Source organism: Erwinia papayae, assembly GCF_058241465.1.
The window spans coordinates 1-25,471 of sequence record NZ_JBZCHT010000003.1; the positions used below are offsets into that span (position 1 = coordinate 1).

General features: G+C 54.1%; 33 protein-coding genes and 1 pseudogene. 6 read left to right on the forward strand and 28 right to left on the reverse strand.

The window, feature by feature from the left end:
* Positions 1-223 precede the first annotated feature (223 nt).
* The 6 genes from AC3RPL_RS02185 to AC3RPL_RS02210 form a co-directional block, all read right to left on the reverse strand.
* Positions 224-598 (reverse strand): hypothetical protein, encoded by a 375-nt coding sequence (locus AC3RPL_RS02185; protein ID WP_490738833.1) that lies wholly within the window; start codon positions 596-598, stop codon positions 224-226.
* Between the two features lie 493 nt (positions 599-1,091).
* Positions 1,092-1,415, reverse strand: coding sequence for a theronine dehydrogenase (locus tag AC3RPL_RS02190; RefSeq protein WP_490738834.1), 324 nt, complete (start codon positions 1,413-1,415; stop codon positions 1,092-1,094).
* Positions 1,412-2,140, reverse strand: a complete 729-nt coding sequence (locus AC3RPL_RS02195) for a plasmid SOS inhibition protein A (RefSeq protein WP_490738835.1) — start codon at positions 2,138-2,140, stop codon at positions 1,412-1,414. Before AC3RPL_RS02195 ends, AC3RPL_RS02190 begins: the two co-directional genes overlap by 4 nt.
* Positions 2,137-2,568, reverse strand: coding sequence for a conjugation system SOS inhibitor PsiB (psiB, locus tag AC3RPL_RS02200; protein WP_490738836.1), 432 nt, complete (start codon positions 2,566-2,568; stop codon positions 2,137-2,139). The genes AC3RPL_RS02195 and psiB overlap by 4 nt, the downstream gene beginning before the upstream one ends.
* Before the next feature lie 42 nt (positions 2,569-2,610).
* Complete coding sequence (locus AC3RPL_RS02205) at positions 2,611-4,605, reverse strand: ParB/RepB/Spo0J family partition protein (RefSeq protein WP_490738837.1); 1,995 nt, start codon at positions 4,603-4,605, stop codon at positions 2,611-2,613.
* 69 nt (positions 4,606-4,674) lie between these two features.
* Positions 4,675-4,905 carry a DUF905 domain-containing protein gene (locus AC3RPL_RS02210; RefSeq protein ID WP_490738838.1) on the reverse strand — a complete coding sequence of 77 codons (231 nt, stop codon included), beginning with the start codon at positions 4,903-4,905 and terminating at the stop codon, positions 4,675-4,677.
* A gap of 284 nt (positions 4,906-5,189) precedes the next feature.
* Here AC3RPL_RS02210 and AC3RPL_RS02215 point away from each other — a divergent pair, with 284 nt between their 5' ends.
* A complete protein-coding gene (locus tag AC3RPL_RS02215) occupies positions 5,190-5,612 on the forward strand; it encodes a hypothetical protein (protein ID WP_490738839.1) in 423 nt (140 codons plus the stop codon).
* Positions 5,613-5,779: 167 nt separating this feature from the next.
* On the opposite strand, the gene AC3RPL_RS02220 is transcribed toward AC3RPL_RS02215, so the two are convergent.
* The 4 genes from AC3RPL_RS02220 to AC3RPL_RS02235 all read right to left on the reverse strand — a co-directional run bounded on the left by AC3RPL_RS02220 (position 5,780) and on the right by AC3RPL_RS02235 (position 8,068).
* On the reverse strand, positions 5,780-6,286 hold the full coding sequence (locus AC3RPL_RS02220; protein WP_490738840.1) for an antirestriction protein ArdA: 507 nt from the start codon (positions 6,284-6,286) through the stop codon (positions 5,780-5,782).
* A 416-nt stretch (positions 6,287-6,702) separates the two neighbouring features.
* Positions 6,703-7,119, reverse strand: coding sequence for a DUF1380 family protein (locus tag AC3RPL_RS02225; protein ID WP_490738841.1), 417 nt, complete (start codon positions 7,117-7,119; stop codon positions 6,703-6,705).
* A 47-nt stretch (positions 7,120-7,166) separates the two neighbouring features.
* A complete protein-coding gene (locus AC3RPL_RS02230; protein ID WP_490738842.1) occupies positions 7,167-7,391 on the reverse strand; it encodes a YubE family protein in 225 nt (74 codons plus the stop codon).
* A complete protein-coding gene (locus tag AC3RPL_RS02235; RefSeq protein WP_490738843.1) occupies positions 7,388-8,068 on the reverse strand; it encodes a DNA methylase in 681 nt (226 codons plus the stop codon). Before AC3RPL_RS02235 ends, AC3RPL_RS02230 begins: the two co-directional genes overlap by 4 nt.
* Positions 8,069-8,516: 448 nt before the next feature.
* Between AC3RPL_RS02235 and umuD the strand changes: the two genes are divergently transcribed.
* Both umuD and AC3RPL_RS02245 read left to right on the forward strand, forming a co-directional pair.
* Positions 8,517-8,939: a translesion error-prone DNA polymerase V autoproteolytic subunit gene (gene umuD, locus AC3RPL_RS02240; RefSeq protein WP_490738844.1), complete on the forward strand. Its 423-nt coding sequence runs from the start codon at positions 8,517-8,519 to the stop codon at positions 8,937-8,939.
* Positions 8,939-10,211: pseudogene (locus AC3RPL_RS02245) on the forward strand (Y-family DNA polymerase). Before umuD ends, AC3RPL_RS02245 begins: the two are co-directional and overlap by 1 nt.
* A gap of 38 nt (positions 10,212-10,249) precedes the next feature.
* On the opposite strand, the gene AC3RPL_RS02250 reads toward AC3RPL_RS02245, so the two are convergent.
* From AC3RPL_RS02250 to AC3RPL_RS02265, 4 genes are all read right to left on the reverse strand, one after another.
* Positions 10,250-10,573: a hypothetical protein gene (locus tag AC3RPL_RS02250; protein WP_490738845.1), complete on the reverse strand. Its 324-nt coding sequence runs from the start codon at positions 10,571-10,573 to the stop codon at positions 10,250-10,252.
* Between the two features lie 433 nt (positions 10,574-11,006).
* Positions 11,007-12,038, reverse strand: coding sequence for a ParB/RepB/Spo0J family partition protein (locus AC3RPL_RS02255; RefSeq protein ID WP_490738846.1), 1,032 nt, complete (start codon positions 12,036-12,038; stop codon positions 11,007-11,009).
* Positions 12,038-12,904 carry a ParA family protein gene (locus AC3RPL_RS02260; protein WP_490738847.1) on the reverse strand — a complete coding sequence of 289 codons (867 nt, stop codon included), beginning with the start codon at positions 12,902-12,904 and terminating at the stop codon, positions 12,038-12,040. The genes AC3RPL_RS02255 and AC3RPL_RS02260 overlap by 1 nt, the downstream gene beginning before the upstream one ends.
* Positions 12,905-13,416: 512 nt before the next feature.
* Positions 13,417-14,379 (reverse strand): Abi family protein, encoded by a 963-nt coding sequence (locus AC3RPL_RS02265; protein ID WP_490738848.1) that lies wholly within the window; start codon positions 14,377-14,379, stop codon positions 13,417-13,419.
* A gap of 276 nt (positions 14,380-14,655) precedes the next feature.
* On the opposite strand from AC3RPL_RS02265, the gene AC3RPL_RS02270 reads away from it, so the two are divergent.
* Positions 14,656-15,285 carry a recombinase family protein gene (locus AC3RPL_RS02270; protein ID WP_490738849.1) on the forward strand — a complete coding sequence of 210 codons (630 nt, stop codon included), beginning with the start codon at positions 14,656-14,658 and terminating at the stop codon, positions 15,283-15,285.
* Positions 15,286-15,473: 188 nt separating this feature from the next.
* Positions 15,474-15,944, forward strand: coding sequence for a hypothetical protein (locus AC3RPL_RS02275; protein WP_490738850.1), 471 nt, complete (start codon positions 15,474-15,476; stop codon positions 15,942-15,944).
* A gap of 295 nt (positions 15,945-16,239) precedes the next feature.
* Here the strand turns inward: AC3RPL_RS02275 and AC3RPL_RS02280 are convergent, their stop codons facing one another.
* From AC3RPL_RS02280 to AC3RPL_RS02290, 3 genes are read right to left on the reverse strand one after another with little or no spacing between them, the layout of a single operon-like run.
* Positions 16,240-16,851, reverse strand: coding sequence for a DUF2913 family protein (locus tag AC3RPL_RS02280; RefSeq protein WP_490738851.1), 612 nt, complete (start codon positions 16,849-16,851; stop codon positions 16,240-16,242).
* Positions 16,848-17,711, reverse strand: a complete 864-nt coding sequence (locus tag AC3RPL_RS02285) for a 3'-5' exonuclease (RefSeq protein ID WP_490738852.1) — start codon at positions 17,709-17,711, stop codon at positions 16,848-16,850. Before AC3RPL_RS02285 ends, AC3RPL_RS02280 begins: the two co-directional genes overlap by 4 nt.
* The gene (locus AC3RPL_RS02290) at positions 17,704-18,819 is read right to left on the reverse strand and encodes a DNA-binding protein (protein WP_490738853.1); all 1,116 of its coding nucleotides are present in this window, start codon (positions 18,817-18,819) and stop codon (positions 17,704-17,706) included. Before AC3RPL_RS02290 ends, AC3RPL_RS02285 begins: the two co-directional genes overlap by 8 nt.
* A gap of 263 nt (positions 18,820-19,082) precedes the next feature.
* On the opposite strand from AC3RPL_RS02290, the gene AC3RPL_RS02295 reads away from it, so the two are divergent.
* A complete protein-coding gene (locus AC3RPL_RS02295; protein ID WP_490738854.1) occupies positions 19,083-19,571 on the forward strand; it encodes a cytoplasmic protein in 489 nt (162 codons plus the stop codon).
* A gap of 59 nt (positions 19,572-19,630) precedes the next feature.
* On the opposite strand, the gene AC3RPL_RS02300 is transcribed toward AC3RPL_RS02295, so the two are convergent.
* The 11 genes from AC3RPL_RS02300 to AC3RPL_RS02350 all read right to left on the reverse strand — a co-directional run bounded on the left by AC3RPL_RS02300 (position 19,631) and on the right by AC3RPL_RS02350 (position 25,371).
* Entirely contained in the window at positions 19,631-20,536 is a 906-nt protein-coding gene (locus AC3RPL_RS02300; RefSeq protein ID WP_490738855.1) for a hypothetical protein, read from the reverse strand.
* 3 nt (positions 20,537-20,539) lie between these two features.
* On the reverse strand, positions 20,540-21,034 hold the full coding sequence (locus AC3RPL_RS02305) for a GNAT family N-acetyltransferase (RefSeq protein WP_490738856.1): 495 nt from the start codon (positions 21,032-21,034) through the stop codon (positions 20,540-20,542).
* 257 nt (positions 21,035-21,291) lie between these two features.
* Positions 21,292-21,411: a replication-associated protein RepA4 gene (locus AC3RPL_RS02310; protein ID WP_490738857.1), complete on the reverse strand. Its 120-nt coding sequence runs from the start codon at positions 21,409-21,411 to the stop codon at positions 21,292-21,294.
* A gap of 35 nt (positions 21,412-21,446) precedes the next feature.
* Positions 21,447-21,599, reverse strand: coding sequence for a replication-associated protein RepA4 (locus AC3RPL_RS02315; protein WP_490738881.1), 153 nt, complete (start codon positions 21,597-21,599; stop codon positions 21,447-21,449).
* A 449-nt stretch (positions 21,600-22,048) separates the two neighbouring features.
* A complete protein-coding gene (gene repA, locus AC3RPL_RS02320; protein ID WP_490738858.1) occupies positions 22,049-22,912 on the reverse strand; it encodes an incFII family plasmid replication initiator RepA in 864 nt (287 codons plus the stop codon).
* Positions 22,905-22,979 carry a RepA leader peptide Tap gene (gene tap / locus AC3RPL_RS02325; protein ID WP_125885564.1) on the reverse strand — a complete coding sequence of 25 codons (75 nt, stop codon included), beginning with the start codon at positions 22,977-22,979 and terminating at the stop codon, positions 22,905-22,907. Before tap ends, repA begins: the two co-directional genes overlap by 8 nt.
* Before the next feature lie 237 nt (positions 22,980-23,216).
* Entirely contained in the window at positions 23,217-23,471 is a 255-nt protein-coding gene (locus AC3RPL_RS02330) for a replication regulatory protein RepA (RefSeq protein ID WP_125885525.1), read from the reverse strand.
* A 152-nt stretch (positions 23,472-23,623) separates the two neighbouring features.
* A complete protein-coding gene (locus tag AC3RPL_RS02335) occupies positions 23,624-24,178 on the reverse strand; it encodes a phospholipase D family nuclease (protein ID WP_165723327.1) in 555 nt (184 codons plus the stop codon).
* Between the two features lie 11 nt (positions 24,179-24,189).
* Positions 24,190-24,426: a hypothetical protein gene (locus AC3RPL_RS02340; RefSeq protein WP_243412644.1), complete on the reverse strand. Its 237-nt coding sequence runs from the start codon at positions 24,424-24,426 to the stop codon at positions 24,190-24,192.
* Between the two features lie 97 nt (positions 24,427-24,523).
* Positions 24,524-24,832, reverse strand: coding sequence for a hypothetical protein (locus AC3RPL_RS02345; protein ID WP_257270506.1), 309 nt, complete (start codon positions 24,830-24,832; stop codon positions 24,524-24,526).
* Complete coding sequence (locus AC3RPL_RS02350) at positions 24,829-25,371, reverse strand: hypothetical protein (RefSeq protein WP_257270505.1); 543 nt, start codon at positions 25,369-25,371, stop codon at positions 24,829-24,831. Before AC3RPL_RS02350 ends, AC3RPL_RS02345 begins: the two co-directional genes overlap by 4 nt.
* Positions 25,372-25,471: the final 100 nt, after the last annotated feature.

Consider the following 25,471-nt stretch of genomic DNA (forward strand, 5'->3'; position numbering starts at 1 on the left):
TGAGTTCGCCCATATAGCGGTTTGCAGACTCGCCCAGCGCCGTTTTGTCCGTATTGCTCTGGTACTTCATCAGGGCTTTGCTGACGCGGTTTTGCAGGTTTTCAAGCTCGCTGAGTGCGCTTTTTTCCCATGCATCGAATCCGGACGTGCTGTTAGTGATACCGTTGCTCATGCTCATCATGTTCTCCGTTGTCGCTGACGGCATCACCTGCCGCCAGCTGGTCTAGTAATCTGCCACCAGTTCGTTCATCAGTCCGGCACACTCACCATGTGCACGGTCTTCTTCCGCCAGCGTCAGCGTGTAACCCCGCTTCGACGCCGCACCGATGAAAACCGGACGATCTTTAAGCGGTAGTTCGACGAGATATCGCATGGCCATTCCCAACAGGCGGGACTCGTAAATCTCGTAGTGCAGACCACACCCACGGTTAGCCTGTATTTCCATACGGGCCAGAACCACGTCCGCGCGAATAACATCGAACGGGTTACGGGAATGGATATTGCGCACAAAGCCATCAGTATGCAGGGACGAGGTTTTCACCCATCTTTCGGAAGATTCTTTGGTGGCGGTTTTGACGTTGACGTTCTGTGTGTTCATCCTGCTTTTCCTCTTATCTGGTGGTTAATCCATCTCTCGGTGAGTTCCCTGGCGGCAAAGGGCAAAGGAGCAACGGCGGGGCGGCAGGAGAAGGGCGGAGACAAAAGTTTTTGCGGTCCTTCGCAAAAAGTTTTGGCGGAGTTCATTTCACCCTTCGGATGACGACACGACGGTGCTACGACAAGCCCTCCGCCCGGGGACTTAACGGGAGAGGGCTCACCAGATGTATGGGGAGAGGATGAACACACCCGACACGGCGGTACGGCGTGGCGTCAGCGGACTGTCGGCAGTTTTACCGCCGACAGGGTGAAGCGGCGCGTCCGTTTACGGACGCAGCAAGCGCAGGGGTTGACGTTGCGTCAGGATGGACGCCCGGAGGGCAGAGACAGCTCGCTGGCTCTGTTCACGACAGCCGTGTCCCGTCAGGGACGACGCCCGGATATTGCCATACCGGTGATGCCAGCCAGTTCATTAGCCAGGCATGATATCAGACTCAGTGAGGCGACTTTCCCCGAAAATAGTCAGGCCGGGCCATCAGTTCCCGCCCGATGAGTTCATCAGCAAACAGGGGCGCGATCCTGTTAACACGACGCGCCAGATTCCGTCGCCGCGTGGCCGCCTTCCGCTCGTCGCTCCAGCGCCTGACGGGCCGTTCGCACAGAAAATCCACGCAGACGGCATATCCGGCTCCGGCCACCCACAGTGACATCACGGACTCAGGGACGGGCTTCCCTGCCTCCACCACTTCTGACGCCAGCTCAGGTTCACCGGGACAGGGACCGGGACGCTTCCAGCGCAGCGAGTAACGCCACTTCATGCCCGGTCCCGTGCTGTCAGCTTGTTGGGTACCATCCAGCGCTCCAGCTGCCGGACAGATCCCGGACTTTCCCTTGCCAGCGCATCCGTTTCAGCCATCACCGTCCAGAAAGGCTGGCTCTCCATCGTCCAGCGTTCCATTGGCTCCAGTGACGGAAAACGCTCGCTCCAGCGCCAGAACATCTCCTCCAGGTCGTACTGGCGCAGTTCAGTCCCCGACCAGCGCGCGCTCCAGCTGCTGACCGTTTCCGGCGTATGAAAGGCCAGCTCAATCTCCGCCTGCCCCGCCAGCGCCTGGTACGCCCGCTCACGCTGACACTGTTCTTTGTGGCGCTGGCGGGTGTATTTTTCATCCCGAAGGGCGTCCTGACAGCGAACCCGCTCGGTCTGCTGAAAGGCCACCTCCGGAAAGAGACGCTGACCTGCACCAACGGGAAGCGGCAGCCAGCAACGCGTCCCGCGACTTTCAATCAGAGCATCGATGGCACTGAGCCAGCTGTCCCTGCTGCCCCGCAGCTCCCGCGCCGTCAGCACCGGCGCAAAATGATGGATTTCCCTGAGTGAGATGCGCGTGCTGCCCGTGAGCCGCCGGAAAAAGGCGCTGGCATACGGATACATCGTGGACACCGCGCCGCGCGACCGCCGGCGTTCAACCTCAGCGATGGCCTCCATCGCGGCGCGTCGCTCAGGGCTGAAGGGAACCAGAGAGAGATGTGAAGGGATCATGCCGCGCCCTCCGCTGCCAGAATGCTGATGATGCTGGCCTGACCGTATCCGTCCGCATCGAGACGCGCCGTCAGGCTGACGGTGTGGCTGACAAGCTCCGGCTGGTAGCCGCTCAGGGTACGAATGACGGAAAACGGGCGACCGCTGGCGGGCACAAACACCACCATCCACGCCGGAGTGATGGCACCTGGACTGCACACGGCAATATGGTAATTGCCGTGCGAGGGGGTAAAGCGTATCTGTACGGGGAAGAACCCGCCGAACTCGCTGCGGTACTCGCCGTTCATGTCCCAGTTTTCAGGGCATGACAGGTCACGCATAACGGCGTGGGTCAGTTCACGGCGATAGTCTTCGCCGCTGTCGCGCCAGTCCTCCATCTCGTCAGGTGACATGGTTTTCAGCACATCGGGGGTCAGAACTGTTTGCATAACTATCTCCTTATCGCCGCCCCGCAGAGCGGCTCTCCGTTATCAGGCGGCGTGTGCCGTGTCAGTGGTGTCGGTATCTGAAACAGCGTCGTCAGCACCGGATTCAGCCGCTGGCTCCGGTCCTTTCAGCCAGGCAGGAACCCAGCGGGTGTGCTGCATAAAGTGCTCCGCATGCGCTGCTGCATCGCCCTTCTTCATCTTCTCCGCGTCACCCGCCGCGCCCGTCAGCCCCGCCTCTTTCAGGGAGGCCACAATCTGCGGATGTTTCAGGCCGGAGAAATAGTTGTCTTTCGTCGGCTGCCACCAGTCGCGCAGGTGGAATCCGATTGCCGCCTCGACCGCATCGAGGGTACTGCGCGAGGTGTGCCCCATATCGCGGGTCTGTACCCCGTCCACGGAACAGGCCGTGCAGAAGGCCATCAGCGACATCAACACCCCGCCGTCAAGGGCAAAGAAGGTGGTGAAGTCCTTCTCCCACCCTTCCGGCAGCAGGGCTTTCAGCCTTGCCTGTTCGGTCATCAGGATGTTAAACGCTGCGCCATCCTTACCGGACGGGGCATTCTCCGTCAGGCTGCCGTGGGACACGGTCAGGCTGATACGGAACGGGTGCGTTGTGGTGAGACAGCCGGAAAAGACGCAGGTACACATTCGCCAGACCATCAGCGCCACCGCCTTTTCGGGCTGCTGCATCAGCGCCGCCTGTACAGCCAGCGTACGCTCGGAGGTCATTTTAGTGAGCAGCGGAACGCTGATCCCCTCTGCGGCGTCGGGCTGGCGCGAGGTGAACGGCACCGTTACGCTGCTGGTTTCGGTTTCTTCCGGCATATCCGCTTTCAGGCGCACACCGCGCTGCACGTACACCTGCCCTTCGTACAGGCTGACCATCACCCCCGCACCTGACTTCATGTCGTCAGTCCACGCGCTGACTTCTGCCGCCGCCTGAATGGCGAGGATGTCCGCTTCGATCGCATCCGACTCGTCGCAAACGCTGTCATATGTGTCGTACTGCTCCCGCAGCGCATCAAGACGCTGCTGTTGTTCAGGGGTGTACACCGGATCGGGTTCGTCAGGCTGCACGAACTCTTTACCGTCTTCGCCGTGGTACCAGATGCGGGCTGCGCGTCCGCGACTCCATGCCCAGCCCTCACGCTGCTGAATGTCCAGAGCGATACGCTCCAGCTTCTCCTGCACCAGACGCTCAACCAGCACGCTGTCTGCCGTGCCGTCGCCCTCGTCCTGGCTGAAAAGATCTTCACGAACGTAACCCCCTGCCGCCTCATACGCTTCGCGCCCGATAAACCGGAATTTGGTGTTGTCGGTGCGCATCTCGGTGTCGGTAATGGCGCGTTTAATCAGGTGTGCGGGGGCATTCGACCAGCTGGCTTTAACGCTTTCGAATACCTCAACCTGACGGACAGGATCGTCCTCGAGACAGAGCGCCTGACACTGCTCAACGGTCAGTTCGTCCTGCGCGAGCTTCTCCATCAGGGACGGGGCGAGATTTGCCAGCTTCAGCATCCGCTGCACGTGGCGGGAGCCGAAGCCGAGGGCGTCGCCAATCTGTGCGGGAGTTTTGCCCTGCTCTGCCAGCGTACGGAAACCTGCGATTTGCTCGGCGGGATGCATGGCGGCGCGCTGCTCGTTCTCAGCAACGGAGGCAAGGGCAGCAATGTCGTCTGAGACGCGTTTCACCATGACGGTATGTTCGGCCGCAAGACGGTCTTCCTGTGCGAGCAACTGCAGGGCGGTCAGTCGGCGGCCACCTGCAGCCACGCCCGATTTCCCGTCTGCGAGGGTGTGAATAATGAGGTTCTGCAGCAGCCCGAGGGCCTCAATGGAGTCGGCCAGACCGCGTACGCTGTCCACGGAATACGGGATGGTGCGCACGTTAAGCGGGGATTTAACGAGAGCAGACAGCGGAACATACTCGACCACGGCGACCTCAAGGGCGGCCTTCAGGGCAACTTCCTGCGCCTTCGTGATTTTTTTGCTGCTCGCTTTTTTGGGTGCTTTTGCTTTAACATCGGTTACTGACATAGTTAATACCTCACAGATTGATGATTGTCCGGCCCTGCGGAGTTACCGCTCCGGCAGGGCACCTCTTTCTTACTGCTGTTTACGAATACCGTAACGTTCGGTGTAACGGTTGAGCCATTTCCCGGCATCCGCTTCAAAATTCCACGCGCGCCATACCATTACGCCGTTCTGACGAACGACCAGGCGAAAATGTGTACCCTGATCGTCCTCAATTGCCACGTTGTTGTACTCCGCCGCAACGGCCTCAGCCTGTTCGCGGGTAAAGGTGTCGTCGGGTAAAACCGCCAGCGCCTCGCTCATGTTGCTCCTCCTTCTGAACCTGTTTTGCCTTTAAAACCCCGTCACCCGTTGAGTTGCCGGGGCCGCGGTTTTGACGTTTTGCGGGGACCTGCTGAACGCTCCCGCTGGTTGTTACCTTCACCCGTTTGAGAGCCGTTCGCCGCAGGGGCGTAAACCAGCGCGGGCGATGGCAGCTGTCCAGGGCGCGGTTTACCGCGTGCCATTTACCCTGGACAGCTGACAGCGGCTGTGCTTGTCTCAGCCCAGGCGTTAGGACTCAAAAGGGTGAAAAAACCAGGCAAGGAATGAGCAGGAACCCGCCGCAACGGCGGAACGCGCGGGCGCGAAACGGCGTTGCCCCGAAGAGGCCCGGCAGCATTACCGCCGGGCTGGTGAGAGCGGCGCATCCGTTTACGGATGCCGCAAGCGTGATGTTTGCCCTGCGACAGTGCGATGGAAGCCCGACAGGGCGGAGACGGTTTACCGGCTCCGTTTACGACAGCGCCGGTTCCCGTCAGGGAAGTCGCCCGCAGGCAGATACAACGGGAAGAAAAGCCGACAGGACAGCGATATCAGCCAATACACCATCGGTATGGCCACTATTGCCAACGGCAACGGCAACGGCAACGGCAACGGCAACGGCAACGGCAACGGCAACGGCAACGGCAACGGCAACGGCAACGGCAACGGCAACGGCAACGCAGAAATTATCACCGGAACAGAAATAACGCCGACCAGCTGCAGCACACCGATATTCATACCCTGACACCACCGGAACATAAGGCACTGGCGAAGATGCGCGGCGCCGCAGGCGCGGCGTACTTCGCCGGCAGGCAGCGCCTGCCAGGGTTTTGCGCGCGGGCTGACAGGCGGCTGAACCGCCTGCCGGGGAAAATCAGTTGCTGAAGACGTAGCCGTCATGGAATACATAACCGCTGCTGAACAGGTCACGCGCCCAGGCTTCAAAATCGAAATAGCTGCGCAGCGGCTCCGGCACCACATTCAGCAGGCCGTTGTCTTCAGCCATTTCACGCGCATAGTCCTCCTCGCTCTCCGCCTCGCCGCGATACGCTTCGTCAAACGCGTCATAGTCACACTCGCCGGTATACTCCGCCCAGGCGATAAACGCGGCCTCCCTGCCCTCTTCTTCAGCCTGTTTGTACGCGGCGATAAAATCCCAGTCGATGGCGCATTCAGAGACGAACTTCGACGGAATGCCCTCCCAGTCCTGGAACATAAATTCTGCGTCCCATTCATCGGCGTGCAGCGCCTGACAGGCCTCATAAAAATCCTCCCTGCCGTCAAACTCCGTCAGGTCAAACCATTTGCCAAAAATGCTGCCGCAGTTGTATTTGTGGTACGTGCCAACGTAGACAGCGGGCGTGGTGGTCGTAATGCTCATGGAAATTCCTCCGTGGTCGATGTCGTCTGAGTTCCGGCTTACGCCGTGCCGACACGACAGCCCGACAGGGAGCGAAAAATGCAGGGGCGATGCATGAAGCCGCAGCGCCGGTAAACAGCGGAGAGGGTCTGGACGGTTAGCGAGCGAATATTGAGCGAGATAACGACGGGAAGAACCGCGACAGGCATTTAAACAAACGGCGACCGGGTGAAAGCATCGACGTCAGTGAACCCTTGCATTTGCAGCGTTCGGGCTAAAGTAGAGGCACGGCGTAAGCCGCAGGCCGCACGAACGTCACTCACTGCGCGGCCGTAACGCCGTGAAGGTCGCGCCGGCATAGCGGAGCGCGCGACATCCTTTTGCTTTGCAGGACCGGCAGAGCAGAGCCGGAATAACTTCCGGCCCTGTGGCCTGCATCAGATCCGTTCCATCAGCACTCTGACATCGTGAAGCGCCTGTTTAAGGGATTCAGGCGTGGGTCTCCCGGCCTCCCACGCCTGCCCGACAAGATTTTCCAGGTCGCCTTCCTGTCGCCGCAGTACGCGCATGAGCAGCGCCGCAGGAACGCTTACCTCGCGTGCCACGGCCTCACGGTGTCGTACCAGAAGGTCGCATACGCCTGAATTTGTAACGCCTTCCCTGCGATACACGGCCATATCCGTATTACCGGTTGTTTCCATCAGTCCCTGAATCTCGGCAGGTTCCGGCTTTACATCAAGTTCACCGCAGGCGACATAAAAAGCTTCTTCGGTCCATACCAGCAGTACCAGCGGCTCGTCGGGGGTGAACATGTTTTCGAGCCGGGTGCAGAGTTCTTCGCGTGTTCCGTACATTTTGATTCTCCTGATTCGTCTTCTACGGGCGTTTGCGCCCGCCCGTTTCAGTCTTTAAAGCTGGCGTCCAGCTCCAGCGCCTGCCGGTACGCTTCAAGATAAAGTGCGTTGATGCGGCAAATTGTCTGGCGGACCAGGCGCTCCGTCAGGTTCTCCGCGTCGTAGCGGTAGCGGGATTCCAGCGCATTGAGCGTGGCGCGCAGATCGCACATGCTGTTTGCCAGGGCGGCAACGTCGGCACGCAGCGCTTCGTTTCCGGCGTAGTTGGTCATGCGGCCTCCGGAAGCCAGTCACCGTTGGCGGCAGGCAGATGCATCGAGCGCTGAACGGCCGCCAGCCGCTGAACGCCAGCGCGGTGATACTGTTCGAGCAGCTCAATACCGATATAGCGACGGCCAGCCTGTAGCGCGGCCACGCAGGTAGAGCCGCTGCCAGCAAAGGGGTCGAGAACAATTCCGCCGGGGCGCGTGAAAGACTCGATAAGCGGCTGAAGGCTCGATACCGGCTTCTCCGTTGGATGATGTTTGTTGCCGGTGTACTTCCAGTCCAGCACGTCGCGCAACGGGGTTTCCGGCAGCGGCGGGCGGCCTTTTGCAAGCACGTAGGCGCATTCGTGGCTGTATCCGACGTAGGCGGAATTTGATGTGTAGGTCTTGGCAAAGACAAGATGACCAACCACGCTGAACCCGGCGTTTTTCCACGCAGCTATAAAGCGATCGGCACGGTTCCAGCCGTAGAAGCTGACCATCAGCGCGTCTTTTTTGAGCACGCGATACATTTCATTGCAGGCGGGCTGTAACCACTCATCGGTTTTGTCTCCCGCGATAGTGCGCCCGGAACGGTCGCGAAACCCAACGAGATAGGGCGGATCGGTGAGAATGAGATCGACTGCCTTATCAGGGAATCCGGCCATAACGTCAACGCAATTACCCAGGACGAATCGGGACATGATGTTTCTCCTCTGCTGAATGCGGCACCCTTTGCGCCGTGCCGATACGACAGCCGGGCGAAAAGCGCAGAATGCAGGGGCGGGACCGCAGGCCGCAGCGCAGTGAAACAGCAGACGCTGGCTGGACGGTTTGACGGCGAAAATTGAGCCGGAGAACGACGGGAAGACGGCGTGTTAAGCCTTTTAAATTAACTGCGACCGGGCGAGGATACCGGCGTAGCGGACCCTTGCATACGAAGCGGCCCGGCTACAGTAGCGGCACGGCGCAAAGGGAGAACGGCAACAACAGTTATCTCACAAGGTTATGCACCGTTTCTGTGGATAACCCATACACCTCTTTTTTCCGGCAGAACAACCACATGACAGGAACAGGTAAAATTCTCCTTGCAGGACGGGAGATTTCTTAAATAATACTGTATATAAAAACAGTAATTTTAAGAGGTATCCCATGATTGTTTTCGTCTCTCCCGCTTCTGAGCCGGCACTGTCTACAGCCCCGTTATTCACCGAACGCTGCCCGGCCGGATTCCCCTCGCCGGCTGCCGACTATACGGAGGACGAACTCGACCTGAATGCCTACTGCATCAGCCGTCCCAGCGCGACCTACTTTGTCCGGGCCATTGGTGATTCTATGAAGGATATGGGCCTACACTCTGGCGACCTGATGGTGGTTGATAAAGCGGAAACGCCTGTGCAGGGAGACATTGTTATCGCAGAGACGGAAGGGGAGTTTACCGTCAAGCGCCTGCAGCTGAAGCCCCGCATCGCCCTGCTGCCGATGAATCCCGCCTACCCCACGCTTTATCCTGAAGAACTACAGATATTCGGCGTCGTCACGGCGTTTATCCATAAAACCCGGGGATTAAGCTGATGTTTGCGCTCGCGGACGTGAACTCCTTTTACGCCAGCTGCGAGAAGGTTTTCCGGCCTGACCTGCGGAAAAAACCCGTTGTTGTGCTCAGCAACAACGACGGCTGCGTCATCGCACGTTCGAAAGAAGCAAAGCAGCTCGGCATCAAAATGGGCGTGCCGTGGTTTCAGCTGAAAGATGCGCAGTTTCCGGAGCCGGTCATTGCGTTCTCCAGCAACTACGCCCTGTACGCTTCCATGTCGAACAGGGTTATGGCGCACCTCGAGGATCTAGCGCCGCACGTCGAGCAGTACAGTATCGACGAGATGTTTCTGGATATCCGGGGCATCGATGGCTGTATGGATTTTGAGGATTTCGGGCGCCAGCTGCGCGAGCACGTGCGAAGCGGAACGGGGTTGACTATAGGCGTGGGGATGGGGCCGACTAAAACGCTGGCAAAATCGGCCCAGTGGGCATCCAAGGAGTGGCCACAGTTTGGTGGCGTCCTGGCTCTTACTCGAGGCAATCCAAAGAGAACAGAGAAACTGCTGTCCCTGCAGCCGGTAGAGGAAATATGGGGGGTTGGCAGGCGGATCTCGAAAACGCTCAACGCGATGGGTATCACGACGGCCCTGCAGCTGGCGCGCGCGAATCCGGCCTTTATCAGAAAGAATTTTAACGTTGTTCTGGAGAGAACGGTCCGGGAGCTCAACGGAGAGGCCTGTATCTCCCTCGAGGAGGCTCCGCCAGCGAAGCAGCAGAGTCTGCAGCCGTTCCTTTGGTGAACGCGTCACAACCTATGAGTCGATGCGACAGGCTGTCTGTCAGCACGCAGAGCGTGCAGCCGAGAAATTACGCGGTGAGAAGCAGTATTGCAGGCACATCTCCGTGTTCGTAAAAACATCCCCGTTTGCCGTGAACGAACCCTACTACGGCAATCTGGCCAGCGAAAAGCTGCAGACGCCCACGCAGGATACGCGAGACATTATCAATGCAGCCGTCAGGGCGCTGGAGCGTATCTGGCAGAATGGCCACCGGTACGCTAAAGCAGGATGCATGCTTAACGACTTCACGCCGACGGGCGTGTCGCAGCTGAACCTGTTCGATACTGCGCAGCCACACAGTAACAGCGAGCAGCTGATGAAAGTTCTGGACGGTATCAACCATTCAGGACTGGGGAAAGTGTGGTTTGCCGGAAGGGGGATTGCGCCTGAGTGGCAAATGAAGCGGGAGATGCTTTCTCCGGCATATACGACCAGGTGGGACGAACTACCGCTGGCCATCATAAGGTGATCGGACACTTGAAGATTTCGCATGCGAAATCTTATGAATCAATCACGCCTGTGCAGCTGTGTGAGTGCCAGAGAGGGCCGATAGTGCTGCTTCGCCCACCGCCCGTAATTATTAACGGACTCATACTGACGTTCTGCAGCACCATCACGGTAATACATTACCTGAATAATCCCATGCAACTGCAGATAGCTGGCTACAGTAGTTACATTATTGCGGACGAAGTGTGTATGGCCCTGGAAGTTATCAAGATCAACTCCGTCCTGTCCGTCATCAAGCGCATCAAGAATAAAAGCGATCAACGCTGAAGCTATAGAACGACGGCCAGAGCCTGCGATACAAGCATCAAGCTCCTGAAAGGTCATCTGGATTTCCTGCTATAACGGTAATGGGCGTCCTCTTCGATTGCAGCCACGAGCCATCCGGTAGCGGTTCGCCTGTCTATGTTCTCAGGCAAGGAAGCGACAAGCTGCTCAAGTGGAAGTGTACGATTAGATCTGAATAAAAGCGCCGACATTCCACACCAGTCCTGGTTACTTACTGGCTTCCATCCGGCGCCGAGCATCAACGTTAATGCCGTTTGAGCCGCCCATAACGGAGTTTCTTCCGGGCTCGAGGACCATGAGGTTAACGCTGCTCCGGGTACAGGCCGGCTTCTTGTTACGTACCCAAGATTGATAGCCGCTTCTGTTAGTGCGGCAGCAGCTTCGGATTGAGTTCCGGGATACTGAAGCGCCCAGAGGCGGACAATTTGGCCACGGAATCCCGTGGCCATTTCGGTGAACGGAGTAGATTTCATTACTGAGATCGCATCCCTTTAACACGGAGTTCAGATGCCTCAACTGAAATTTCACCAATTTCCAGTTTCACCCACACATATCCCTCTGCGTCTGGCGCGCGGTCAGTCATTATAGTCCCTTGTTGACCGTCTATGTCGACAACGACTTGCCAGGTTTTTACACCTGAATTGCTGTCTACAGGCCTAGCAGGATTTTTGTTCTGAGCCTTAGATTTCGCATGCGAAATCTTATCTTTGCCTTTGTTCTTTACTTCATCAAGAACAGCTTTAACCTGCGAGCGCGAAATACCTGACTCCCTCGCAGCTGCGACGAGCTTCTCGGCTTCTTCGGGGGAGTTTTCACTCACCTGAATCAATGTGTATGCCAGGTCGACATCGGATGTAACTTTATCCCGGAGAAGGGCAGTAACAATTTCTGGTGCATCAATGAGACGAAGGTGTTTACTGACAAACGAGGTAGGTTTTCCCATCGTTTTTGCGATCTGCTCACCTGTCATGTTGAACTGATGCTTGAGCTCATAGAACGATTTTGCAGTCGCTAATGGTTTCAAACCAGACTGCTGCAGGTTTTCAATGAGCTGGCCGATGATGCGTTCTTTTCTTTCCCGCGGTGGTTTACCAACATAAATATCAATATGGGTATCACCACGTTTTCGAGCAGTGCGAACTCGCGTTTCGCCTAACCATATCTGGTAGCCACGTCTGTCACGAGGATAGCAACGAGGTGGGGTAAGCATCCCTATAGTTTCAAAGGTGTCAGACATACCATCGATAACTTCTTCATCGAAGTCTTCTTCAGGTCGCACTTGTTCTTCAGCATATACAAGATTTATATCTACACGGATTATCTGCCCATCTGGTTCGATGTCCGGGCGAGCTATATCCGCCATAATCTGGTGCGCATCTATATCATGGCTCTGCACATCTGGCTGTTTGTTAACAATGACATGTTCGATATCAGGTACAGAAGTCGCATTTTTTTTCATTTCCTGCTGCGCCTGGAGTCGTTTCATGAACGGTTTCTTAGCCATCACTTGCCTCCAGCGAGCTTAATAATTTTCTGGGTAAGTTCTTTATACTGGATTGCAGGAAGACATTTAGGGTCATATTCATCAAAGGATAGGCCAAGCTCGATCGCCTCTTTTGCAGCTGCAGGTACAAATGATATATAAGCGAGAATGTATTCTTCGGAATACCCCTTACCCTGAAGGATCTCGATGAGGAGATTCAGGTTCAGTGTATCAATAGGCCCCAGGTACCCTTCTTTCAGCGGTTTTTTGTAATTTTTCACCTGCGTCTGGGTCACATACGTACCCATAAACTGAAGGGAAGGGTTATAGTTCCGCTTAATTTTCTGCATATAGGCAAGCTGTTTACCTACGGCATTACGGGCCTGTTTCTCCAGCAGGGTAGGGATCAGAAGGTAATCAGCTGACATATGAGCTGCGATCATAACATTCGAATATGATGGTGCTGAATCAGCAATAATAAAATCAAACTCCTTCTTCAGTTCTTCAATACGGTCCCTGAAGTCGAACATGCAATCGCTGTTGCGATAGTTAATTTCGTTTAATTCACTTGTAGCACCAATAAAGAAGCGCCCGCCGGGAAGTTCAATGGGTCGAACCTCTGTATCCGAGAAGAAAAGCTGGTATGTGTTCGCCTCGCCAGGTGTAAAACTGTTACTTAAAGGCTCGCGTTCAATTTCATAAGGTAAATCATCGGGGAAAGCTCTCTCCGTCAGACCAGTTGTCCAGTCCATATCAATTTCAAGCACACGGAAGCCAGCATTACGAAGGTCATGTGCAATTTCACTGGATGACTGCGATTTAACGATTCCGCCCTTCTGGCTGCATACAACTATAAGTTTTCCGATGGGTCCAATTTTCAGGGTCATGGATCTGTCCTTAAGATTTCGCATGCGAAATGTTTGTGAAGGGGCGGCAAGACTTGAGAGAGCAGTTTGGTAAAGCGATGATAATATGACAGTTTTTCATACACACTCCTGTGAGTCAGGCGTTTCGCCAGATGAAGAAGCAGCTATCTGCCTCTACGTTGATTGTCATGCTTTCAGGACGACACAAACAGTATACAGAAAAAATTTAGAGTATCAATAATGATACGCAATAGATTTCGGATCCGAAATTCATTCTTTGACAAGATACATATAACCAGTAAGTTTGGTTTACCAAGAGAGACTTCGCAAGGTACTGTCTTGTTCGAAAAAAAAAGTACCATATCCTTCAAGTTTAAGCTTGGGAATATGGAATTTTTTCTTCAAAGATATAAGTGGAAATAATTCTGAGGCAACAGTATCAAGTTTATTTTTATCTATAACAACTCAAATCAAGTCTATTTAAAATAAAAAATCCCACACTAGCTTCGCAGCAGTAGAATTTTTTTTACTTTTTAAATCCAGAACGGGTCTGCTAGCCAATTAGCAGGAAACCCAGCTTCACTCATATAATTTATCGACTCTGGATATTTAACGAATAAACTATGTAGCTCGTGCCGCAATGATATAGAATTAATTTGTAGGGATTTCATCATTTTGTGCACTACAACTATTGTGCCATAAGGTCTGTTCGACTGAGTTGGCATATGAACAAGTAAAGAATTTATATTTGATGGGGCAGCCAGCTTTGCATTCCATAGACGACTATGATGAGCACACCGATTTCGTACATCACGTAAACGTTGTATCCAATTTACTAAAATCTTATAATTTCCCGCACCAAATTCCCTAGCTAAATCATTCAATGCCAAATTATTTGGAGCGGGCAAATTATTTAAATATGTAAAATCTATAGAGTCATATAATTTCAAAACCTGTCCCAAGCTTATTAATTCACTGGCAATCCAAAAGGGAGGGAGGTTCTTATATTTATCATGTCTTTCGTTATAATACTTCGATCTGTAATTTTTTGCATACATTTCACCTTCGCGATTAAAATCAGAGGCTATACGATCTCGTATACTATCTATATTCCTTGTATTTCCCGGAGTGTAGAACCAAGAATTATCCAAATACCAAAAAGGATCGGAGCTAATTCCAGATATTGTATGATCCAGACGACTTCGAAGTTTCACCTCAATCTTCGCTATAACTTTAAACATTAATGACCGCAACTCTTCATCAAATCTATATAGCTCCACGCCTGTTTCAAAAAAAGTATTATTCATATAATGTTTTTTATTTGGACCATTTTTATCAATTAATGGATGCAAATAAATTTTGAAATGATAGTAGCTAATTTGACTTAGAAGTTTTTCAGCGGCAAGTTCATTTTTAAATGAAAGATTTTTTGCTTTTAAATCTTGAATGAGATCTGATGGTGTACGATACGGTTTAGCGAAAAGAGAGTAAGGCATGATTCATCTCATCCCTGATGTGAAAATCCCAAAAAAAAAGCCCACTAACTTCCACTAAAGTGGTTGTTGCAGGCGTCATTGAGATCAAATCTATACTAACAAATCCGTAATGTCAACACAGTTCGTAGTACATAGCTAGCTAATCGGCCCTTGATGTGTCACATTTGGGTATGCTCTATATATACCACCAGTAAAGATACCGACGAATGTTATTGTGACCACATAAGTGATACCATAGTACACAAGACCACTTAAATGTTACCAGAAGGACAAATAATGTTCGTTTTTGGTTACCTCCGGGCATCCACTTCAGAGCAGGATGCCAGCCGGGCAAAAAATGCACTGAAGGCATTTGCAAACCAACATGGCCACCGTATTGCTGGCTGGTATATCGATAATGTCTCCGGTACTACAATGAACCGTCCTGAACTGATCAGGCTTCTTGGGGATGCGGAGCCTGGCGATGTCATTCTTATTGAACAGGTCGACAGGCTTACCCGCCTGGATGATGCAGGCTGGGAGACACTCAGAAAGCAAATCACCGACAAGCAGCTGGCCATCGTCAGTCTTGATCTACCGACCAGCCATCTGGCGCTATCCAGCGCAGTAAGTGATGACTTTACCCGAAGCATGCTGAAGGCCGTAAATAGCATGATGCTGGATATGCTCGCCGCTATTGCCCGAAAAGACTACGAGGATCGACGACGTCGTCAGGCTGAAGGTATAAGCAAGGCAAAAGCGGAGGGTAGATATCGGGGCAGGGTAGCCGATGCGCAGAAACATGAATTAATACGCACACTTCGTCTTACGCACGGCAAATCCTTGAGGGAAACAGCCCGTCTGGCTGGAGTGTCAAAAATGACAGTGATACGCGTCTGCAGCAGTTCTGAAGGTGAGGAAGCGTAATCCCCGGACCAGCCCCGATGAAACTCAGGTACCAGAACTCCAGCTCCGGTATAATAACTTCCATTGGACTTCAAAACCCTATTATAAACGCGCTCAATACGCTGGGCTTCACCAGTACGACCAGGCAGAATGGACACACAACGGCCTGTGGGACTTTCAGTAATAACTGCGGGATATTGGATTGATGAATGGCTAGGCAGGGTAAATACGTTAGCATTGCTGGATCTCCAAACAGCCCTATAGCTCACCCTGACGGGTTGGCTTGCTATGGGCGCGTGCCAGAGATTGAGACGAAAAATGACTTTATTCCAGCTGGGGATATTTTCCTGCGTGTGGGGAGGCATACGGGGCCTAATCGTGGCTTTGGTGTTAACCATATTTGGGCTGAACATGAGAAGGAATTAGCCCGACTTGGCTATAATACAATCAGTGATGTAGCTCGCTTTGTGCGGGATATTATCCAGCCAGGAGCCCCCATTTATTGTGAGTTTAATCATCCGGGCGGGAAACACAGAACGACTGTTCTAAAATCTGCTTTAGGTATGGTGATTCTGGAGCCAAGAGAAGCTCCAGAGACTGATTCCGGTTGGATTTATGTGGTTGTAACGGCTTATTCGAAGCGTAATCCACATGGTGTACAGATAGGCAGAATTGTATAAAAAAACAGGGCGCATATAGCGCCCTTATGAATTTGTTGGTAGTCGCAGCATTTCTTTAGCACTAAGGGTTCAGAAACCGACTCATGTCGTAACTACCCGGCAGGTGATCAGCCACCTGACTGCCCGGCACAGAAGGCCTGTATCTGATTTGCGCCCCCTGCGTATGCTCTTGCAGTAAGATAATACTAGACTAATATGACAGGATATGCAACCGCCATTATCAACGTCAGACGGCACGGGGAGCGGCCTAACGGTTGTCTGGCTACATCAGGGACGACCAGATGTAACTCTACGACTAATCATCCTTTCCTGGCACTCCCTGTCTGGCCATCAGCGAATACTGGTGGGGCAGGGAGGCATCAGATTCAGGCTCGGCCTGCCAGCCACAGCGGTTAAACAGCTTAATCACACCTTCCACACTCCCCATCAGCTGAGCCATCAATGGGTTCACCTGATGACCATTATCATCAAAAGCGGCATCAAGATTAGAGCGCGAAAGGTAAACTCCGTTAACTTCGCCGTTCAGTGCCACGGCATACCGGCCGGACCATTCTCTGTCATTCAGCAGACGGTAATTCCAGTGCATGTCCTTCGCTGTCTCCAGGGCATACGTCAGCCGGAACAGGTCGTTCTGCTCACACAGTTCGCCGGTGCAGGATCGCCAGAGATAGTGCAGTTTGTTGGCCAGCTTCGCGTTGACGCCAAGCTGGCGCCCCTGTTTAAGCAGCCACTCAAGGTCGGGTGTGACATCGCGAGAAAAACGTCGTTGCTTCAGTGCTGTCGACAGCCAACGGGTAATAAAGAGGTTTTCCTGCGCTGGTGACAACACATCGCCATTCTGTCTGGCCAGCGCAAGCGCCACCAGGGCACACCATGCCAGATGGCCCGATTTTTCTGTCAGCGTCATGCTGGCTTACTCCCTGTATCTTCATTTATATCCTCCTGGAGCTGGCGCCAGTATTCAGCAACATCCTTCACTACCCGTGCCGTCATAACGGCATCAGTGACGGCAGAATGGGCTTCCCCGGACCAGCTCAGCCCTGCCTGACTGACAGCGCAGGAAAGCGATATGGTACCGTAGCGATTGGTGGGTCCGTAATAACCCGCAGCGAGCCGCATGGCGCAGTACACCGTCAGAGAGTCCAGCCAGCTGGCAGGGTCGTTATGCGCTGCCGCTGTCTGCTTCAGAATGCGCGTATCAAACTCAGCATTGAAAATAACCAGCGGGCGCCGGCCGATATGGTGCTGCAGCTGCTGCGCAATATCGGGCCACGATGGTGCACTGACCAGATCATTGTCACTGATACCGTGTACTTCAGCTGCTGCCGGATCGATGTCGACAGTGGGTTTAAGGCGGGTCTCAAATATCCTCTCACCGCGGGCATTCACCAGACCGATTTCCAGCGCCTGCGCGCCGGCATCAAGCCCGGTCGTTTCGGTATCCAGGAAGACGGGGTCCTGTGCTAACCAGGTATGTGCCAGCATGGCGAACCGGCCACGCTCACTCTTCATCCTGGCCTGCAGACCCAGACGTGCGCTGGCCTGTCGCTGCTTTTCTGTCTGAGGACGTTTCGCCCGCATCGGTACACAGTCAGCCAGCCGCCATACACCGTATTTCCCGCCGTAAGGACTTTTGTACATTCGGACGGGTTCCGCACCGGGGGCTGGCTTCATCCTGAACTCATCCCGGAGCCGCCCTCTGGTGTAGCATTTATCCTCCGCCCGGGGTGTTTCATCACAGGACTCTGAATTGTTATCATCACGCATTCTGGCCACCGGTCTGTTTATTGCCTGAAAGCGCCGCCATCAGTGACTGATTCTGACGCTGCAGGGCTTCAGCTTCACCACGCAGTGCTGCGACAGTTTCTTTCTCCCCCATGGTCTCCAGACGGGCATCATCACGCTGGTTTTCCAGCTGTGTGCAGCGATCTGTCAGAGTGGCTATTTCACTGCCCATACGCACCAGTTGCTCCGAGGAGGCCTTTTCCTGAGATTCCAGCCTTGCGGTGAGGCTGCTGACTCTGTCACGTTCAAGTGCAAGCTCACCGGCGCGCGCCTGCGCGTCAGCGACGGCCTGCTCGAGGCGCTGCTGCAGTGTTTCGCGGGTGGCCTGATGCTGCTGACGTTCAGAGGCCAGCGCATTTTCCTGCGATTCCAGGCGGGTCAGGAGAGTACTCACTTTATCGCGTTCTGACTTCAGTTCTCCGGTACGCGCATCAGCCTCAGCAGAAGCCTGTTCCAGTCGTTTCTGCAGATCTTCCCGCGTGTTTTTGTGCTGGGCCTGCTCCGCATTCAGTGCATCCTGCAGGACTGTCTTCTGCTCCTGATGCCGTTCCTCCCGCTGACGGGCATTCTCTTCAGCGGCCGCAAGACGTTCTTTCAGCTGGGCCATCTCCACATCCTGCTGCTGACGCAGTGAACGTTCTGATTCCAGCGCCCCCGTCAGCCGGTCGAATCTGTCCTGCAGTTCATCCAGTTTTTCTTCCAGGTCATCGACCGTCTGTGCGGCGTCGGCCAGCTCCCGCTCTGCCTGTGCGGTCTGTTCACCGGCAGCACGCGTGACTTCCGCAACCCGGCGTTCTGCAGCCCGGACAGCCTTGTCATTCAGTTCGGTCGCCAGCTGGGTGATGCGTTCGGACAGCGCGGCTGAGACGGCCTTCACTTCTTCAGCCACTTCCACGGGCAGCTCGGCAACGGGTTCAGTGACGACCGTGCTCTGTGATGCCTGGTATTCGTCCCATATCTGGCGGAGACGTGTCGGATTGCCGCCACCCACCTGGTTACGCAGTGCGAACCCGGTGATATTCCGTCCTTCAGCCTGCAGGGCCAGCCCTGCTTCAATAATCTGTTCTGGTTCGTATGTTGCCGGACGCATCTGTCAGTCTCCGCATAAAAGAATATGCTTATATTATACACAAACAAACTAACAAATAAACTAACTAACAAATAAATTAAATGCGTGACAGGGTAACGAAAAAGGACACCAGGACAGGACAGCGCACCGCCGATCGAATTGCTGGCATCGAGGTCCTGGAGCCCGGCGGGGATGCACCACAGGCACGATGCGCGTCTCTCCCCTTGCCGGGTACTGCTGTTAATGCTAATGTACGCATACGTTAGCATTAACAAGTGACTGACATGTCGCAGGATGAATCAGCAGTCGAACGGGCCAGGGAATATTTTTTCCGGCGCCACCGGTATACAGAGGAAGACCTGACCTGTGACTATCAGGCAGAACTGCGCAAATACAGGGATGACACCTGGGAAGCTCCGCAGCGGGCTGCCAGGCTCAGTGCAGCCGTCAAGCGCTACAAAACGTATGAGATGTTGTTTTTCTTCTTCCAGATCGCTGATGAGGCGGGGCTGGATTACACGCCGCTGGTTGTAAAGCGCCTGTGCGCTCATCTTTTCGACAGGCAGGGCAGCCAGAACATTATTGTTGATATCTTTGGCCAGAAGGGACGCATGCACCGCAGCCATGACAGTGATCCTGATATTATTGCTGCCGTTGCCGAACGCTACCGGCAGCAGGCAGACAACCACTGGCTGATCGTCCTGAAGAATATTGAAAAGGTGAAGCAGGACTACCGGAAAAATCAGAATAACGAGAGAGTTGAAGGTGATTAACGCTCACCATTAATGCTAATGTACGCATACATTAGCATTATGCAGAAGGGTCAGCAGCATCAGCGCCTGGCCCAGGCATAGTGTTTTTCCGCATAGTGGTACAGCCGGTGAGAGCGTTGCTCATCGCCACCAATAAAGATGCCGTTATCCATCACACTGTACGCCAGCCGCTTCGCATACTGATGAGACTCCTCATCCAGCTCCGCCCGGCTTCCCCACGCTCCCTGCTGCTTACGCCAGCTCAGCCGGACAATTTTCAGCAGGCGGCACATCTGCTGACAGACAAACCAGCAGACCACCACGTTCCGGGGTTCGCCGACGAAGACCACGTCGCTGTCCGGGCACATGATGTCGTCCCACAGATACACCTGGTAGCAGCCCAGCATCATGGCCACCCGTTTTGCCACAAAGCCGCCGTACCAGTAATACGCGGTGCGGGGGATATGCAGGCGGCGGCTCTCAGTCACGTTGGCGGCATGAAACGACAGCAGGTCGGCCTCAATCAGCTCGCTGACCAGCGCGCTCAGCACCAGGTGCCACGCCTCCGTTTCGCTGCGTTCTGACAGCGAGGCAAAGTGACGGTTGACCACACCGGCAATCTGCTGCTCCGGAACGGCATCGTCACCGGCCGGAACAGGAACCAGCTGGCGACGCAGCTCCTCACGCTCAACCAGGGCACTCAGTATGTCATCCGGCGTCACGCCCTGTCCGGCGGCAAGCGTTGTGAGGCGCTCGCGCAGATGGTCAGACAGGAACACCCCGGAGCTGGCAGCCGTAGCCACAGGAACCCTGACCCGCCGCGAAACAGGTTTGTAGATTTCGCCGGTCTCTGGCCGGATTTTCAGTCCGGCCTTCAGCCAGCGGCTCAGCTCCTGGGGCAGGATGTCGGAATTATCCTTCAGGAAGCGGGCGCGGCTTCCCCGGGAGGTGCCGTACACGCGGTCAATATAGTCGCTCAGTAGCATTGTTTATGCTGGCTCCAGGCAAAGGAACTCAGAGCCTCTCTCAGATGTTCCCATAACGTCAAAACCCCGCCGCTTAAGCATCCCAGACATCTGCCCTGACCCCGGATAGCACTTTGCCGTTACGATATGAGTACGGCATTCGTCAAGCGCGATGGAAAGCAGCAGGGTGCCACACCCTCTGCCCCGCATTGGTTTTATGATGTGGATTATCCGGATTTCGGTACATGGTCTGCCAGCCAGATCCCGCGCAACACATAACCATAAGAAACCTGCTTTTCTGTCGTCCGATTTGCGGAGCAGCATGAGAATGGAATGCCCAGTGTACTGACCTGAATCATTCATCCGGATAATCTGGCGGATCTGTTTTTCAAAAATCTTGTTGCTTTTCGGTTCCAGAAGCTCCTGATGTAAATGACCATTTCTGGCGCTGTCTTCACATTCACCCATGAAAAATGCAATGTCTGACAGTGAAATATGTTTTGTATAAAAATCACTCATTAATCAGTCCTTTTAATGATGCGCTATTTTACGGGTATATCACACAGGTGTTTATAAACACAATCGTTTATATAATGTGCGATCCGGACTGGCGAGCAGTGCGCAGCCGGTCCACTGAATGGCGCGAAGCGACATGGAGGCGCCAGCTGATGGTGAATATGGCTCAGTGAGAGACTGGCGCCGTAGCCCGGCGCAGCCGGTTACAGTTTTGATAGGTTCAGCCAATCCATCCCTTCCCCCTGCCAGACCAAAACCCGCTAGACGTGATACAGAAGCTTCTGTGCGCTGTCGGAGTGGTCACGACAAGGCGAAGCCGCAGTCGGGGCGTATCTCCGCGTTAGCGGGCCGTGAGGGCCGCTTACGGGCGTGTTACTCAATACTTCCAGCGATACGACTTACAGCGACTCAAATCCTAGTTACAACATCCATCATTAAAAGCGACGTTGTTCCGGGCCTTCGGCCCGGGGCGGCCTCGCTTTTCAGTGGTGGGGAGGGGCTGTGAGGTTTCAGACGGGCGCTGTTGGTGTTTTTGGGGAACTATTTCGTATGTTGTAACTACAGCTATGCTGGGGCCCGTCGCGTAGCGATGGGAGCAACTTCAGGTAGTTACCGAACCGGCGCGGACGTAGTCCGCTGCAAGGGCGGACATTTTCAGGAGCCTGTCCACAGGTCAGGCGGCGAACAGGTTATGTATTTATATGAAAGATATAAAAGATGTTTAAAAGAAGTACAGAGCAGGTTTTTAAAGGAAACCACGCACTTTGAAATCAGGTCGTATGGCGCTTTGTCAGCATAACGGTTGTAACCTTATGGAAAGTTCCCTTGCAGTTATTTGTGGGTAACTGAATTCAGCGACCAAAAGTGACACCAGCGATGAGATTTATGGCCATTCTTATGGAGGAATAGGGTGAATGTCAGTAAGGTCAGGCGTTATTTCGTGCAGAAAACCGTCAACCGGGAGCTGCAGACGTGCGAAACCCTCCGGCGCCAGCCGGATTTTTCACACTGGAAGGGTTATATGGGGACGGTGGCCAGCCGCGTGTAGTTGTTACCGCGTGACATCAGCATGCGCTCTTTCACGCGACGTTCCAGCTCGCGCTTCATCGCATCGAGCCCGCCGGTAAAGCGCCCGGTGGCATATTCCCGCGTCAGCTGCTGTTTCACCAGCGTCACAATGTCCTTGCGGGTTCTGTCCGCGTCACGACGTGCACGGGCACGTTTCAGGCCATGTTGTTTACGTTCAGACTGGTAACTTCGGAACCGTTCGCGCACAAACCGCCAGGCTTTCGCTATCAGCTCGTCCATCTCCAGCGGCTTCAGGCTCTGCTTCTGACGCTGCTGATTTTCCCATTCGACACGGCTGCGGCGGGCGGCCACAACTGCCACGTCAGAGATGTCCAGCGCGGAGAACAGTGCCGGCGTGAAGGTAATATCGGTCGGGATGTTGCAGCCAATCTGCGGGTCATACTCGGTCTGGTAGGTAATCAGCCCCAGCTCCGCCATAAACTTCAGTGCGCGCGTGGCGCGGGTGATGGACAGGTTGCCATTTTTCGATTCCGTGGCCAGCCCGCACTCGATGGCCAGATTGGTAATGGAACGCTGTACACGATTGGCCAGCGGGTCGTAGTGGAAGCACAGTCCCTGAAGCAGCGCATCGATGGCTCGACGACGCAACAGTGGCGGCATCCGCTGGCGGATGCCGAGCGAGCGCACGAACGCCACATGAGCAGCAAAATCAAAACGGGACGTGAAGCCTTCGGCTTTTGCCATCAGCTTACGGCAGAACGGCAGGGTCTTTTTCCCCTCGCGCGGCGTGAATACCGGATTCGGGTTTTTGACCTGACGATAATGGGAGAACAGGGTCTGAGCGTCAGTCACACCTTCCTGCGCTTATGTTGCACGGAAGGAGTAAGCGCAGAAACTGATCTTGAAGTTTTCTGAGCATGCACATATACTCCCTGCATAGAGCAACAGCTTCTATGCAGTTTTGAAAGGCCCCGTTAATCTTCGATCCCGCCAAGAATTGAGAGATTATCGGGGTTTTTGCTTTTCTGGTTCCGGGTAGACACCTCATCAGAACCAGTTCCCTGCCACCTTACGGCGTGGCCCGCCAAAATTCTCTAAACGATCAGTAATCTAGCACTCACAGACTGAAGGTTCAAGAAGGTAACTTAGTTACCAACTACTCGGAATTGTGCCTTGCGGCCTTTTCCTTCAAAATCCAGCGTTCAATCATTTCTGTTTGAGTTAAGCCTGATTCTTCGCAAAGTTGGGTCAGTTCATGCTTAAGTTCGCTCTGGATAAAGACATTAATCGCTTTATGCGTATCTCTTTTCCGGGAAACAGACATGCGCTGTTTCTCAGCCCCAGTTAGCGGATTACCTTTTCTGTAAGCCCGTTTCGATGAGGAAGTTACTGCATTTTCGATCTGCGACATCTCTGCCTCCTCAAGGATAAAACAAGGATCGTTTCGCAGAGGATACTACAGATTCGTGAAATCAGCGACTTAACTTTACGCGAAAGTGTGAGCCATGTTGGCGCATGGCTCACCTGGAGGGATGCAGATTGCAGATCACGTTACGATGCTGATTAGTATGAAGAATGCCAGTCAGTTCCCCCGTCCCAGCGCGACTGCCAGTGCTGAAGGTAGGCTTGTGCCACTTCCGGCACGTCATTAATCACCAGCACGTTCTCACTATTTCTCGAGGCCGCAGATCGGGTCATATTAAAGCTGCCTGACTCAACCGTCTGATTATCAACAATAATGACTTTGTCATGCATGATGGCGTAGTGGCCGTTGGTACGCAGTGGAATGCCGGCATTCACCACAACATTCATCGCCGCCTGGCTGGTTTTGTTCCGGTTTCCTTTCTCATCGAGGACTATTTTCACATCCACACCCCGGTGTTTTGCTCTGACAAGTGCGCTAACCACCTCCGGAGACGTAAATGAGTAGCCCATCAGCCGAATTTCGTGCTGTGCTGACTCAATAGTCTTAAGGACCAGCTGCAGGGCCGTTCCTTCCGGAGAAAAACCCGTCTCGATGCTGGCGGCATACGCTGCCGGTGCGGGGGCATAAAGCGCCAGACCGAGCAGCCCGGCCACCAACCATCTGCAGGTATTTGATTTGCTGCGTACGGCCATAGTTATCCTCATTACATACCGTCCATAAAGTGCGGGGAGAGTATCTGTACGTCATTAATCAGCAGCCAGAGGCTCAGGCTTAGTTCTTCCATCAGAACCACAACAGCAACCAGTGACGTCCACGCCCGCCGATCGCGTTTCAGGAGCTGACGAAACAGCGCCACGCTGGCCACAAAAATGCCGACAGTTATCCAGGGAACGAGCTGGTTGATAACCATTGCACTGCTGCTGCACTCAAAACATGCCATAGGATTTCCTTCACAGAATTGATTAAGAAACGCCGGGATCGGGGAAAAATCGCTTTTCCCTGGTTCCGGCGTTGGACAACGACGCGGAGCGGAGGCGTCAGGTCGTTCTGGTATGACGGAACCAGTAGCAGACAGGCCCGTCGTCGGTATCATGGACTGAGCCCAGAAACCAGCCGTCATCGTCCGGCGGTTCGGGTATCCAGCGCCGTGCGTCCGGCGCTTCATCGGTAAATCCGGCAGCAAAAACCTCAGGAGCCTCATCGCGCATGGTCATCACAAAGCACTGCAGCCCGTGGGTCCTCAGCCAGTAGCTGAACTCCGCCGCGGTTCCGCAGCCACTGCGGACATACGCCGGATGCGACCAGTACCCCTGCTCATCACGCTCTGCGGTAACAGGCACAATCATCCTCTGACCTCCCCCGGCACGGACTGACTGACGGGCGTTTCGGTGTGGCATTCACCTGCAGCGTCTTCACCGGGTACCGGTCCGTCGAGCATCTGCGTCCATCTCTGGCGCTCACCTTCCGACATTCTCCGGCACAGTCCCGGCGCCAGGGCACTCAGCAGGTGCTCGATGTACGCCAGCCGGCTCAGCGTCAGGGATGCGTCTTCGGACTCCGGTCGCCTTATCGCCCGTGCCACCTCACGACACTCAAGAATACCTTTCATGAGCCGCCCACCACCGGCCACGCGCTCCATCTCTTCGTAACGATGTATCTGCTCCATCATTCTCATGAAGATGACCTCATCGCTTTCACGGGCACGCGTTTTTTCACTCATCGCAGTAACGCGCTGATAAACCATCCAGATAAATAACGGCATTGATATCAACGCACATGTTTTCAGGCTGGCCCCCTCCGACTGAAAGTTATTTATTGCCAGATAAGCAAACAGGTAAATCAGGCAGCAGACAAATGCCAGCCCGGTATATTTATAAATTCGCATAGTTCACCTTTTAAGTTTGGCCTCTGAGTTAACACGTAAAGCCCATATTTAATTCCCGGAAAGCAATAAATACAAAAAAAACGGCATAACATTGTTGCCA